The 13,449-nt window shown below is 55.8% G+C and carries 15 protein-coding genes; all 15 read left to right on the top strand.

Annotated elements, in window-relative coordinates; all coding sequences use genetic code 11:
• Window positions 1-176 precede the first annotated feature (176 nt).
• The 15 genes from A2V21_311405 to A2V21_311475 all read left to right on the top strand — a co-directional run bounded on the left by A2V21_311405 (window position 177) and on the right by A2V21_311475 (window position 13,445).
• A complete protein-coding gene (locus A2V21_311405) occupies window positions 177-380 on the top strand; it encodes a hypothetical protein (GenBank protein OIJ74815.1) in 204 nt (67 codons plus the stop codon).
• A gap of 121 nt (window positions 381-501) precedes the next feature.
• Window positions 502-792 carry a hypothetical protein gene (locus A2V21_311410; protein OIJ74816.1) on the top strand — a complete coding sequence of 97 codons (291 nt, stop codon included), beginning with the start codon at window positions 502-504 and terminating at the stop codon, window positions 790-792.
• 220 nt (window positions 793-1,012) lie between these two features.
• Entirely contained in the window at window positions 1,013-2,305 is a 1,293-nt protein-coding gene (locus tag A2V21_311415) for a hypothetical protein (GenBank protein ID OIJ74817.1), read from the top strand.
• Window positions 2,306-2,320: 15 nt separating this feature from the next.
• A complete protein-coding gene (locus tag A2V21_311420; GenBank protein OIJ74818.1) occupies window positions 2,321-2,689 on the top strand; it encodes a two-component system response regulator in 369 nt (122 codons plus the stop codon).
• Between the two features lie 9 nt (window positions 2,690-2,698).
• On the top strand, window positions 2,699-3,010 hold the full coding sequence (locus A2V21_311425) for a hypothetical protein (GenBank protein OIJ74819.1): 312 nt from the start codon (window positions 2,699-2,701) through the stop codon (window positions 3,008-3,010).
• Window positions 3,011-5,170, top strand: coding sequence for a chemotaxis protein CheA (locus A2V21_311430; GenBank protein ID OIJ74820.1), 2,160 nt, complete (start codon window positions 3,011-3,013; stop codon window positions 5,168-5,170).
• A gap of 101 nt (window positions 5,171-5,271) precedes the next feature.
• Entirely contained in the window at window positions 5,272-6,945 is a 1,674-nt protein-coding gene (locus A2V21_311435) for a hypothetical protein (protein OIJ74821.1), read from the top strand.
• A gap of 9 nt (window positions 6,946-6,954) precedes the next feature.
• Window positions 6,955-7,449, top strand: coding sequence for a chemotaxis protein CheW (locus tag A2V21_311440; protein ID OIJ74822.1), 495 nt, complete (start codon window positions 6,955-6,957; stop codon window positions 7,447-7,449).
• An 11-nt stretch (window positions 7,450-7,460) separates the two neighbouring features.
• Window positions 7,461-8,339: a chemotaxis protein CheR gene (locus tag A2V21_311445; protein ID OIJ74823.1), complete on the top strand. Its 879-nt coding sequence runs from the start codon at window positions 7,461-7,463 to the stop codon at window positions 8,337-8,339.
• A gap of 15 nt (window positions 8,340-8,354) precedes the next feature.
• A complete protein-coding gene (locus tag A2V21_311450; protein ID OIJ74824.1) occupies window positions 8,355-9,251 on the top strand; it encodes a hypothetical protein in 897 nt (298 codons plus the stop codon).
• A gap of 50 nt (window positions 9,252-9,301) precedes the next feature.
• Complete coding sequence (locus A2V21_311455) at window positions 9,302-9,739, top strand: hypothetical protein (protein OIJ75167.1); 438 nt, start codon at window positions 9,302-9,304, stop codon at window positions 9,737-9,739.
• Complete coding sequence (locus tag A2V21_311460) at window positions 9,723-10,796, top strand: chemotaxis response regulator protein-glutamate methylesterase (GenBank protein OIJ74825.1); 1,074 nt, start codon at window positions 9,723-9,725, stop codon at window positions 10,794-10,796. The genes A2V21_311455 and A2V21_311460 overlap by 17 nt, the downstream gene beginning before the upstream one ends.
• 141 nt (window positions 10,797-10,937) lie before the next feature.
• Window positions 10,938-12,092, top strand: coding sequence for a hypothetical protein (locus A2V21_311465; protein OIJ74826.1), 1,155 nt, complete (start codon window positions 10,938-10,940; stop codon window positions 12,090-12,092).
• 11 nt (window positions 12,093-12,103) lie between these two features.
• Window positions 12,104-12,733 (top strand): hypothetical protein, encoded by a 630-nt coding sequence (locus A2V21_311470; protein OIJ74827.1) that lies wholly within the window; start codon window positions 12,104-12,106, stop codon window positions 12,731-12,733.
• Window positions 12,734-12,812: 79 nt separating this feature from the next.
• On the top strand, window positions 12,813-13,445 hold the full coding sequence (locus A2V21_311475) for a cation transporter (GenBank protein ID OIJ74828.1): 633 nt from the start codon (window positions 12,813-12,815) through the stop codon (window positions 13,443-13,445).
• The last annotated feature ends 4 nt before the right edge of the window (window positions 13,446-13,449 follow it).

Genomic DNA, 13,449 nt, shown 5'->3' on the forward strand with positions numbered 1-13,449 from the left:
AAGATTTACATACCCGCTTTAAGTGAGGAAAGGGGGAACGCGGCAGCAAAAAAAAGCCTGTTTCATGGTTTTTCTTTAGCAATTACAGTAACTTGACAAGCCATTAAAAAGCTCTAAAGTTATATTAGGAGAACAACTTCCAGATATGAAATCCCTTGAAGGAAGGAGGGGAATATATGGCACGCAAGATATGTCACATCAACAGCGCGAATGTTGATGACTTCAAAAAAAACGTAGGTATCAGCGTTAACGAGGCGAAAAGACTGGTAGATTACAGGAGCGAGCACGGGCCTTTCAGGAGTCTGGACGACCTCATGAGCATCCCGGGGTTTGGGCCCAGCACCGTCGATAAGATAAAAAGCGAGTGCGACCTTGATTAAGCTGGTGCCTACCGCTTGGACCGGACAGGTTAAGGCCTGTCCGGTTTTTTTGTGCGACAGGCCGCTGAAAAAGTAAGCCTCATTCATCAAACGGCGAGAATAGCCTCGCATATGGACCTTTTTGAGCAACCTGCTAATAAACAAGGAGGCGATCATGAGCGAAAGCGAATCCCGGATCTGTAATCTTCTCAGGGACCTCAAGATGAGGTCAGGCTATGAGTCTGTTCCGGATTGGTTTAAATCCAACGTGGATGAGGCCATGTTCCTATTTGAGATAGGTAAGACCCCGAACACGGAGTTCCTTAAAAGGATAGCTCAGTACCTTGAGTTTGAGGCGGGCCAGGACCTCAGGAACTCGATGCTCCTTGAGCTTTTGAGGGATTATATCCGGACCTTGCGCCACTTCCGCTAACCGGACAAACCTTCCAGAGGGCCTGTTTCGTTTGTATTTACAGGTGTTTTAAAGGGGATCTGCAGGACGTTATCTTACTCAATCCTTTTCCCATACTTCCATCCACCCTTTGTACTACTCGTAATTCAATCCTTTTCAGACCAAGAATGAGCCTCCAATCCTATACAGGGGAATAAGCCCGTTCCGATAATAAATAAAGAGGACGAGTATCAGGAGATATATGCATAAGAGCTCCGTTTCTGTGCTTGACGAATTCATGATTTCCAGCTCTGGCGGCAAGTGGAAGCCCGTTGCCGCCGGTCTTGCGCTTGTTGCCTTCGCTATCGCGTTCAGGTTTTATTCTGGCTCCAGCCTTGAAAGCGCCATGGTCTCAGGTGTTTTCACGGCCCTGGCCGTGCTCGTTACCGTGATCTCGTGCAGGCGCCCTGGCGTAAAGCTCTTTGAGCTTGGGGATGAAGAGCTTATAAGGGAACTGGCCGAAGGGACGGAGCACTATACCGCCAGGAGGCAGCGGCTTCAGAGGTTTTTCAGCTCCCAGCGTGACCTCAACATCCTGACCAGCGGCCACCTTGACGAAGTGATAAGGCATACCGAACAGGCGGCAGGCCGGATAATAAACAAGTCGCGGGAAATAGACGCCTCGATGTGCATGATGCAGAAGACCATAGAGGACCTCCAGGGGCAGAGCGAGTCGCTGGCGGCCGCTTCCAGCGAGACGATAAGGCGTAACGAGACCAACATGGCAAGCCTCAAGGGATACATAGAAAAGCGCAGGGCTGACATAGATGATGACTACAAGACGGTGCTGGCGCTCGCCCAGGAGGCCAGGTCGATGACCGGCCTTGTCGACCTCCTGAAGGAGATAAGCGACCAGACCAACCTCCTGGCCCTGAACGCGGCCATCGAGGCGGCCAGGGCCGGCGAGCACGGCAGGGGCTTTGCCATAGTGGCGGACGAGGTGAGAAAGCTCTCAAAGCATTCTGATGAGGCCGCCGGCAAGATAGGCAAGGCCATGGTAAAGATGGCCGACGAGATAGAGCACAAGTTCGCTGTGAAGCTCAACCAGGGCAGGAACAACGATGAGTCCAGCCAGCTTGTCGAGCTTCAGTCCCAGCTCTCCAGGCTCGGGGAGGGTTACCGTAAGCTCGACAGCCTCAACATGCAGATACTCCAGCAGGTGAGCGAGAGCGGAGCCCAGGTGGCCGGAGAGGTGCTCGAACTTATCTCCGGGGTCCAGTTCCAGGACATAGTCCGCCAGCAGATTGAGCTTGTCATAAAGACCATAACCGAAGGCGGCGAGCATATGAAGGCATTGGAGGGCTGCCTTGAGGACAAGTGCCTGTGCAATACCGGGGTCTGCAGGATAAGCGAGTTCGGCATAGAGGACGTGCACAAGCATTATGTGATGGAGAACCAGAGGTTCACGCACGATTCAGTGGCCGATTCGACAGGCGGGGGCGCCCGGCCCCAGGCTGTAAGGCCGGCGGCGCAAAGCGACGTAACGTTCTTTTAAGCTGGGAGGAGAGAAATGGCTAAGACTGTAATGGTTGTTGATGACTCGGTTTCAATAAGGCAGGTGATGAACCTGACCCTTAAAAGGGCCGGGTACGATGTCGTAGAGGCGTGCGACGGATCGGACGCGCTCGGGAAGCTCGATGGCCAGAGGGTAAGCCTCATCGTATGCGACGTGAACATGCCTAACATGGACGGCATCTCGTTCCTTAAATCTCTGAAGGAAAGGCAGAGCCACAGGTTCACTCCCGTGATAATGCTCACCACCGAGTCGCAGGAATCCAAAAAGCAGGAAGGCAAGGCCGCCGGGGCAAAGGCATGGGTCGTGAAGCCCTTCAAGCCGGAGCAGATGCTCGAAGCCGTAGCCAAACTGATACTGCCCTGAGGAGGCGATATGCCGCTGTACGTTAGAACATCCGGTGAAGCATGCCGCGTGAGGATAGATGGCGAGATGAACATCTATAACGCGGGCGAGATAAAAGAAGGGCTTATCAAGGCGGTCGCGGACGCGCGCGATATAGCGCTCGACCTTTCTGGTGTTTCCGAGATCGATACCGCGGGCCTTCAGGTGCTGCTGCTGGCGCGCAGGGAAGCGCAAAGGTGCGAGAAACCGTTCAGGATGGCCCTGGCAAGCCCCCAGGTCGAGGCTGTCATAGGCCTTTTCGACCTCAGGGACTTCTTCGGAGCGGAAAGGGAGAGCGCATAGATGGAACTCGATCTCGGACAGGTAAGGAATACCTTCATAGCCGAAAGCCAGGACCTCCTTCGTGAGATGGAGAGCGCTCTGCTTGAGCTGGAAAGCGACCCTGCCGACCAGAACGCCCTGAACGCGCTATTCAGGGCGGCTCATACGATAAAGGGCTCGTCCGGGGTGCTTGGCATCGGGACAGTTGAGAGGTTCACGCACCTTGCCGAGAACCTTCTGGATAAGATGAGGGCAGGGGAGATAAAGGCGTCACCTGGCAACGTTGAGCTCCTCCTGCAGTGCAGGGACCACATCGCCACGCTGATAGACCGCGCCTCCGGCGATACGGAAGAGCTCCCCGCGGAAGTGCTCAGGCAGGATAGCGAACTTTCGGAAAGGCTCAACGCCTGCCTTGGGGCAGGGGATTCGGGGCATCAGGCGGCGGCCCAGGAACAGGTGAGCGAAGCGGGACACGGGCCCAGCTCCAATACCGACGCGTGGCATATCTCGATAAGGTTCGGGAAAGACGTGCTGAGAGGCGGCATGGACCCGATATCGTTCATCTCGTATCTGGCGAAGATGGGCGAGATCACGAGCATCACTACACTTTTATGCTCGATGCCGGCGCCGGCTGAGATGGACCATGAGAGTTGCTACCTTGGCTTCGAGATAGACATTAAAAGCGACTTCGACAAACAGTCGCTTTACGACGTCTTCGAGTTTGTGCGCGAGGACAGTTTCATACATATACTTCCCCCCTGCAGCAGGATAGCCTCGTATATAGAGCTCATAAACAATCAGCCTGAGAATACGCTCCTTCTGGGCGAGATACTCGTTAAAGGCGGCGCGCTCACGAGAGAAGAGCTCGACTCGGCCCTCAAAATGCAGAACGAAAGGCCGGGATCGACGGACAGGCCCCGCATAGGCGAGATACTCGTAAACGAGGGCTCCACTTACCACGAGATAATAGACGCGGCTCTTGAGAAGCAGAAGAGGAACAAGGTGGTGAGCGCGAGGGAGGCCGCAACCATCAGGATAGACGCCGCCAAGCTCGATTCCCTGATGAACCTCGTAGGCGAGCTCGTCATCGCCGGCGCCAGCATAGACCAGCACGCGCAGAGGATAGCCGATACGTCCATGCAGGAGTCGGCCTCCATGATGCTCCGCCTTGTCGAGGAGATCAGGGGGAGCGCCATGAAGGTCAGGATGGTGCCAATAGGCGATACATTCAGCCGCTTCAGAAGGGTCGTGAGGGACATAAGCCGCGACCTCGGCAAGGAGATAGAACTTGTGATATCCGGCGCGGACACGGAGCTCGACAAGAACGTGATCGAGAAGATAAGCGACCCGCTAATGCACCTGGTAAGGAACGCCGCGGACCACGGCATTGAAACGCCTCAGGAAAGAGGGGAGCGTGGCAAGAAGCCGTCCGGGACAATATGCCTTAACGCGTGTCATGACGCCGGGAGCATAGTAATAGAGGTCATCGATGACGGAAAGGGGTTCGATAGGGAGAAGATAGCCGCCAAGGCCGCCTCCCTCGGGCTCATCACCCCCGGCCAGCAGCTCACAGATTCCGAGGTATATAAGCTCATATTCGAGCCAGGCTTCTCGACCGCCGCCGAGGTCACGAAGTTCTCCGGCAGGGGGGTCGGCATGGACGTCGTAAGGAAGAACATAGAGGCCCTCCGTGGCACTATAGACATGGAGAGCAGCCTGGACGCAGGGACTACTGTCAGGATCCGCCTCCCGCTTACAATGGCGATAATAGACGGCTTCATGGTCGGCATCGGGGATTCCCCTTACATAATCCCGCTCGACATGGTCGTCGAGTGCATGGAGCTTTCGGAAGAGGACAGAAAGGCAGCTGGAAAGAGGAACTACATAAACCTCCGTGGCGAGGTTCTGCCATTCGTAAGGCTACGCGAGTTTTTTAACCAGTCCGGGGATTCGGCGAAGTACGAGAATATCGTCATAGTGCAGTACTCAGGGCACAAGATCGGGCTTGTGGTCGATGAGCTTTTTGGCGAGGTGCAAACGGTCATCAAGTCCCTTGGCAGGGCCTACAGGGAAGTCAAAGGCATCTCCGGGGCGACGATACTCGGCAACGGCAGGGTGGCGCTCATACTCGATGTGCCAAGGCTGATCCAATCCATAGAGGCGCTGCGGCTTTCAGCCTGACCCGGCGAGCCGTATGGGTCCTGAGAGAGCTGTTTGATTGTTTTTTAATATGGCTGTGGAACGATAACAAGTCTGGTTAACAAAAAAGTGGGGGTTTTCCAATGGGGTTTTTCAGGGATATGAAAACTAAGTCGAAGCTCTTCGTGAGCTTTGCGGTAGTGGTGGTCATTATCGTGGGATTTGGGGCGCTTAGCGTGAACCGCATCACCGATACCAGGGACAGCATGCATTCCATGTATGCCAACAGGCTCGTCCCGGCCATCGACCTGGGTGAGATAGGTCGGAACCTGTACGGCATAGCCAGGACGGCGCTGCGTATCTCGATGGAAAAGGACCAGGGCAAGAGGCAGGAATTCTTCAACAACACTGAGAGCAGCAAAAAAGAGATAGAGAGGCTTATTGAGAAGATATCAGCCGTGGAGATGGCCCCTGAGGAGAGGCAGGTCCTGGATGAGTTCAGGGGCGCGTGGCAGCAGTATATCGCTGTTACTATGGATACGTATAACTTCGCGGTACAGGGCAAGCTTGAGGAGGCTAAAAACAACGCCTTTGTCGTAGTGCCGCCCAAGTTCAAGGTCACAGACGAAAAGCTCAGGATGCTTATAGAGATTCAGGACAAGGTCGGCCAGGAGCTTTACAATAAGGCAAGCAGCAACGCTGTTTTTACGAGGAACACGGTGATCGCCGCTGCCGTGCTGGCCATAGCCGTCGCCGTAACCTTTGTCTTTTTGCTTACCGGTATCATAGCCAGGCCTATCGTAGAGGTGACCTCTCTTGCCAACAGGCTCTCCCAGGGCGATCTTACGGTTGACGTGCACGTCAGGGGCAGAGACGAGATAGGCCAGCTTACGGAAGCCTTCAGGAATATGGTCGTGAAGCTCCGCGAGGTTGTCACCAACGTAAGGGCGGTCTCTGATAACGTTGCCTCCGGCGCGCAGGAGCTCTCAGGCGGCGCCCACCAGATATCCCAGGGCGCAACCGAGCAGGCGGCATCTATCGAAGAGACTTCTTCTTCCATGGAGCAGATGACCGCGAACATAAGGCAGAACTCTGATAATGCCCAGCAGACCGAGAAGATAGCCCATAAGTCCGCCGCTGACGCGAAGGAGAGCGGTCAGGCGGTGACCGAGACGGTTAGCGCGATGAAGGAGATAGCCTCGAAGATATCGATAATCGAGGAGATAGCCAGGCAGACGAACCTTTTGGCCTTGAACGCCGCTATCGAGGCCGCCAGGGCCGGCGAGCACGGCAAGGGCTTCGCGGTCGTTGCCTCCGAGGTGAGAAAGCTCGCCGAGAGGAGCCAGACAGCCGCCGGGGAGATCAGTAACCTTTCCGCGTCGAGCGTTGGGATAGCTGAAAAGGCCGGCGAGATGCTCGCCAAGCTTGTGCCGGACATACAGAAGACCTCTGAGCTGGTGCAGGAGATAACGGCCGCGAGCGCCGAGCAGAACTCAGGCGCGGAGCAGATAAACAAGGCGTTGCAGCAGCTCGACCAGGTCATCCAGCAGAACGCGAGCGGCGCCGAGGAGCTTGCGTCTACCTCGGAGGAGCTCTCCTCGCAGTCCGAGCAGCTCCAGACGACGATAGCGTTTTTCAAGATAGCCGAATCGGAAGGCGCGAGGAAGGTAGTGCCGATGGTGAAGGCGAGGCCCCAGGCCAGGGTGAGGGCCCATCAGGCGCACGCCAGGCCGGTGAAGGCTGTGGCCAACGGCGGCGTCAAGATAGACCTCGGCGCTGGCAGGGACGACGAAGACGGCGAGTTCGTCAAATACTGAGCGGGAGGCATGAGTATGGCTGAAGTATCCGAGAGCATGCAGTACCTCACGTTCAGGTTGGACGACGAGGTCTTCGCAACCGACATAACGCAGGTAAGGGAGGTCCTTGATTTTACCGCGGTGACCAGGGTTCCGAGGACGCCTGATTTCATGCGTGGGGTTATAAACCTTCGGGGCAGCGTGGTGCCTGTGGTGGACATGCGCCTCAAGTTCGGGATGAGCAGGACCGAGCAGACTGTTAACACATGCATCGTCATAGTTGAGATAAAGGTAGACGGCGAGGCACTGGTGCTTGGCGCGCTGGCCGACTCTGTCCAGGAGGTCATAGAGCTTGAGCCTTCCCAGATAGAGCCTGCGCCGAGGATAGGGACAAGGCTCGATACCGGGTTCATAAAGGGCATGGGCAGGAAGGACGAGCAGTTCATAATCATCCTGGATATCGACAGGATATTCTCGGCGGATGAGCTGGCAGACTTTGGCGGCACGACCGCCCAGAGCGCGTAACGGAATAACTTATGGAATGCGCGGCAGACCTTCATGGTCATGAACTCTTTCAGGCTCCGGGCCTCAAAAGGCTCTCTGACGATGATTTCCAGCGCTTAAGCTCTTTTATCCATAAAGAGCTCGGTATAAAGATGCCGCCGGCGAAAAAGGCGCTCCTGGAATCGAGGCTTCAGAAGCGCCTGCGCGCCCTCGGGCTAAAGGGCTTTACAGAGTACTGCGACCTGCTTTTCAGCCCTGAGGGGCTCTCTCGCGAGCTGGTCCAGATGCTCGACCTGGTCACCACCAACAAGACCGATTTTTTCAGGGAGTCGCATCATTTTGATTTTCTCTCCCGCACCGTCCTGCCGGTGATCATCTCCGAGACGGGCCCTTTCGTCTCGGTCTGGAGCGCGGGGTGCTCAACAGGCGAGGAACCCTATACCATATCGATGGTCATGAGCGATTTCGCCTCAAGCCAACCTTCGATCGGCCTCGATTTCTCGGTCCTGGCTACCGATATTTCCACGAGGGTCCTTGAATATGCCTGCAAAGGCGTCTACAAGGAGGAGCGGATAGCGCCTGTGCCTGAGGCCGTGAAAAGGCGGTATTTCCTGAGGAGCAAAGACAGCTCCAGAGAGCTTGTGAGGGTCTGTCCTGAGATAAGGGGGAAGGCCAGGTTCACGAGGCTCAATCTGATGGACGAGACCTTTCCCATCGAGGGAAGGCTCGACATCATTTTCTGCAGGAACGTTATAATCTATTTCAACAAGGAGACGCAGGAGCGGCTCTTCAGCAAATTCTGTGAATACCTAAGGCCCGGAGGCTATCTTTTTCTGGGCCATTCAGAGACGCTCTCAGGGCTTGGGCTGCCGCTCAAGAAGGTGGCGGCGTCCGTTTACGTAAGATACTGATTCAAGGAGGAATAGATGGAAAACCTCTCGGATAAGGAGCTTCTGGAGGTAATAAGGCAGAGGCTCGAGGCCAAGGACAGGGCCTATGAGGAACTAAGGGATTTGACCGGCAAGCTCGAGGATCTCAACACCAAGCTGGTTGAATCCGAGAGGGTCAAGTCGAGCTTCCTTTCGAATATCAGAAACGAGATCAACAACCCGCTCACCTCTGTGCTTGCCATCTCTGAGCTTATTATCTCCGGTGATGACGAGCCCGACTACGCGACAGTCAGGTCCATAATAGGGCTTATACACAAAGAGGCGTTCAACCTGAACTTCCAGCTGAGGAACATCTTCGCCGCGGCCGAGCTCGAGGCCGGCGAGGCTGTCCCGGGTTTTTCCGGCGTGGACGTCGAATCTATCCTGAACGACGTTGCCGCCACCTTTGCGCATAGGGCTTCTGAGAGGAAGGTCGCCGTAAGGGTCATGCCGGGCGAGCTCTCCGGGGGTGTTTTCAGGACCGACGCGGAGATGCTGCACAGGGCTGTCTCAAACCTTCTTTCCAACGCCATCGAGTACAGTCCTGAGGGCGGCGCGGTGGTGATAGATGTGGCGAGAGAAGAGGGTTGCCTCAGTATCTCGGTAGCCGACCAGGGGCCCGGGATAGAGCGCTCCAAGCACAGCTCTATTTTTTCGAGGTTCAAACAGCTTGACAGCGGCTCGACCAAGCGCCACTGCGGACACGGCCTGGGCTTGAGCATCGTAAAGGCCACGGCAGATCTCCTCGGTGGTTCCATCGAGGTCGAAAGCGACATCGGAGAAGGCGCGCGTTTTGTCTTAAGGGTGCCTGAGGCGGACGCTGACATGTCAGCCGGGGCGATATCGATGGACGGGGCCGAGTTCTTTATCCCAGCCGAGGCCGAAAGGTTCTGACATTGCTTCAGGCAGCCACCATACAGCCGAATTATTACCTTTATCCAGGCATGCTCTTTGCCGAGCCAGGGAGCCACAGCGTCACCACCGTCCTCGGCTCCTGCGTCTCGGTCTGCGTCTGGGACCCGTGTGTATGCATGGGGGGGATCAACCATTATCTCCTGCCGTTCTGGAACGGAGACGGCCTCAAGGTGCCGAGGTACGGCAATATCGCCATCCCGATGCTTATAGAAAGGCTCCTTGATCTCGGGTGCCGCAAGGCCCGGATGAAGGCGAAGGTCTTCGGGGGAGGGAAGGTGCTTGAGAACTCCGGCGTAATGAACATCGGCGAGAAAAATATCCTGTTCGCGCAGAACGCCCTTCAGGAAGCCGGCATACCGATAATAGGCATGGACGTAGGAGGCACCCAGGGCAGGAAGATAACCTTCCTTACCGCCACCGGAGAGGTCTACGTCAGGAAGATAGGCAGGAATGACGACAAACGGTAAGATAAAGGTCCTCGTAGTCGACGATTCAGCGGTAGTGCGCAAGGTGCTCGCGAAGATAATATCAGCCGAGCCTGACCTCGAGGTCATAGGCACGGCCGCCGACCCGTATCTGGCCGCTGAGAAGATCGCCCATGAGCTTCCGGACGTAATGACCCTCGACGTCGAGATGCCTCGCATGGACGGGATCACTTTTTTGCAGAGGATAATGGAGCAGCACCCTATAGCCTCGGTCGTGATATCGAGCCTCGCTGAAAGCGGCTCGGAGACCGCGCACAAGGCCTTGGAGTGCGGGGCCGTAGAGATAATCCAGAAGCCGCAGCTCGGCACAAGGGAGTACCTCGAGGAATCTGGCATCATCATATGCGACGCGATAAGGGCGGCGGCCATGGCAAAGCTCAGGAAAGCGCACGCGCCGCTGCAGATAACACGCAAGCTCAACGCTGACGCCGTGCTCGCGAAGACGAAGCCGACGAAGGCGATGCTCCGCACGACAGAGAAGGTCATCGTGCTCGGCGCTTCGACCGGCGGGACTGAAGCTATAAGCGAGTTTCTCATGTCCATGCCCCTTGATTCGCCTGGTATCGTCATCGTCCAGCACATGCCAGAGCAGTTCACCGCCTCTTTCGCGAAAAGGCTCAATGACCAATGCGCCATCACCGTAAAAGAGGCGCAGGACGACGACACCGTCATAAGGGGCAGGGCGCTTATCGCGCCGGGGAACAGGCACATGCTCCTTAAAAGGAGCGGCGCGCGCTATTATGTCGAGATAAAAGACGGCCCGCTTGTCTCCAGGCACAGGCCTTCTGTAGACGTCCTTTTCCGCTCCGCGGCCATGTACGCCGGGAAGAACGCCGTCGGCGTGATACTTACCGGCATGGGCGACGATGGGGCCAAAGGCATGCTCGAGATGAAGGACGCCGGCGCATTCAACATAGCGCAGGACGAGCAGACCTCTGTGGTCTACGGCATGCCGAAAGAGGCTGTAAAGGCCGGGGCCGTTGACTGCGTGCTTCCGCTCGGTGAGATAGCCGCGCGGGCCCTCAGGGAATGCGCTTGAAGGCCCTTTGAATATTTCCACGTCCTATCGGTCCGTCCTCTCCTCTATCCTGCTTTAGTATTTGCTTGGGAAAAAGAAATCCTATATATTTATATATTGGTCAAAGTGCTTCATTGCTTTCACAATGTCCAAGGAGCCCTATTGCTCAGGATATTTGTTTTTACGCTCGCTATCGCCTTGCTGCCTCTTAAGGCACAGGCGCAGGAGAGCCTTCAGATCCTCTATACCGGCGCCATAAAGGGAGAGCTTGAGCCGTGCGGCTGTTCCCCGGAGACCCAATCCGGCGGGCTGGCAAGGCTTTCCGGCTTTCTCATGGAAGAAGGCGGCAGTCTAAAGCCCTTTATACTTATAGACGCGGGAAACTCGCTCGCTGAGGATACCGCCCAGGGGAGGCTCAAATCAGAGGCCCTCTTAAGGTCTTTCGCGGTAATGGGTTATGACGCTCTGGCCTTCTTTAAAAGCGCCGCCGTGCCGCCTGCTTCCCTCAATGTGCGTCCAGGCAAGAACGCTATCACCGATATCCCTGGGCAGCGCAGGTCTATTGAGACCAGGCGCGGTGAGATCAGGGTAAATATAAGCGCAGACCCAAAGGGGCTTAAAAAGGGGCCGCTGAACGTCCTTTTAACGGAGAAGCCTGTAACCGGGTTAAAGAACGTAAGTGGTTGGGACGTAGTGATCACCTCTTCCGGCGAGCTCCTGGACGAGCCTGTAAGGATAGAAGGATCTATTATCATCTCAGGCTATCCCAAGGGCGAGAAGCTCGGGGTGCTTAAGCTTTCTCTCGACAGCCATGGAAAGGTATCCGGCTTTAGCCACAGGTGGCAGCCCCTCGGCAAAGAGGTGAAAGAAGACGCGCGCGTGCGCGCCATACTCAAGGAATACGATACAAAGGTGGCAGCGCTTCTGGTTGAAAAAGAAAAAGAGGCCGCAAGCCTTGGGCCGTATCTCGGGGAGGCGGCGTGCGTTGAATGCCACGAGCCATTTTCCGAGAGCTGGAAGGCTACCAGGCACGCCAGGGCCTTCGAGACCCTGGAGAGGGTAGGCAAGTCAAAAGACCCCGAGTGCGTAGTATGTCATACTACCGGTTTCGGTGAGGCAGGCGGCTTCTACAGCAAGAAGGCCACGCCCGGGCTTGCCGATGTGCAGTGCGAGGTATGCCATGGCCCCGGAAAAGATCATGTCCGGGAGGGGAAGGCAACGATGGCTGTCGACAGATCATTATGCCTCAGGTGCCATACCGCGGCCACCAGCCCTTTTTTTGACTATGAAAGCTATCGTGAGAGGATAAAACATTGAGGAGAACGCATATGGCCAAAAAAATATTTCTGTTGCTTGTGGCAATCGCCCTGTTCCTGCCCGTTGCCTCTTTTGCCGCTGAAGAACCTGCTTTAAAGGGGGCCTTTACGCGCGTTCATGGTAAGGCGTTCAAGTTTGACGGGAAGACGGTAGAGGTCATGGAGTTCATGAGTTTTTTTTGCGGCGGCTGCTATAAATTCGAGAGCTCTGTCCCGGTGATAAAGGGTAACTTCCCTAAAAAGATAAAATGGAAGATAGTCCCGGTCAATTGGGGCGATTCTTCGCCAAAACCCGCCGAGGCTTTCTTTCTCGCTGAAGAGGCCGGGAAAGGGGAGGAGATGAAGAAGGCCCTCTTTAACGCCTACTTTGTCCAGAGGAGGGATATAGGCTCTTTCGAGGTGCTCGAATCGTTAGCCGCCGAGCTGGGGCTCGGATTTGACTTCAGCCGCAAATTGAGGGGCGGAGAGAAATCCGCTGAGGCCAGGAAGGCGTTGGAGATGGCAAGGGAATACAGGGTGGAAGGGACCCCCACCATTGTAATAGCCGGCAATCTGATGACAAACCCGCATGAGACGGGAGATAACCTTGACGCGTTCAGGAAAAACGCTATTACCATCATAAAGAGCATCCTGGAGAAATAAGCCGAAGAAGGCGCCGGTAGCGTATTAAAGGGCTGCAAAGCCTGAGGATCAAGGAACGTATCAAACGAAGGTGAAAAAAATGGCGGACTGCTGCGATGACAAGGCCTGTGAGATAGAGGCTTTAAGGGGTAGGCAGGGCTCGGTGCTAAAGGCGGTGCTGGCCATCAATGTGGTCATGTTCCTGGCCGAATCGGCGGCAGGGCTGATCGCTGCTTCTACCGCCCTTCTGGCCGACTCCCTCGACATGCTTGGCGACTCGCTCGTATACGGGTTCAGCCTCTATGTTATCGGCAGGGGCGCCAGGTGGCAGGGCGTGTCGGCTTTGCTCAAAGGCGCCATTATGGCGGGTTTCGGTCTTTTTGTCCTTGGGGAGGCGGCCTACAAGGCGCTTTACCCCGTCCTGCCATCAGCCGTCATCATAGGCTGGGTCGGCGCGTTAGCGCTATTCGCCAATACCGTCTGCCTGGGCCTGCTGTGGAGGCACCGCTCCGATGATATCAATATGCATTCGGTCTGGCTCTGCTCACGGAACGACATCATCGCCAATGTATCTGTCATCGCGACGGCCCCAGCCGTGTGGCTCTCAGGGTCGCGCTGGCCGGATATTATCGTAGGGGTTTTGATAGCTTTTATCTTCCTCCGTTCATCCATTTTTGTGACCTTCAGGGCCGTAAGACATCTCAATGATAAGTCCGTGAAGCATGAAGGCTGACCTT

The sequence above is a fragment of the Deltaproteobacteria bacterium GWC2_55_46 genome (genome assembly GCA_001595385.3).
Classification (GTDB): domain Bacteria; phylum Desulfobacterota; class GWC2-55-46; order GWC2-55-46; family GWC2-55-46; genus UBA5799.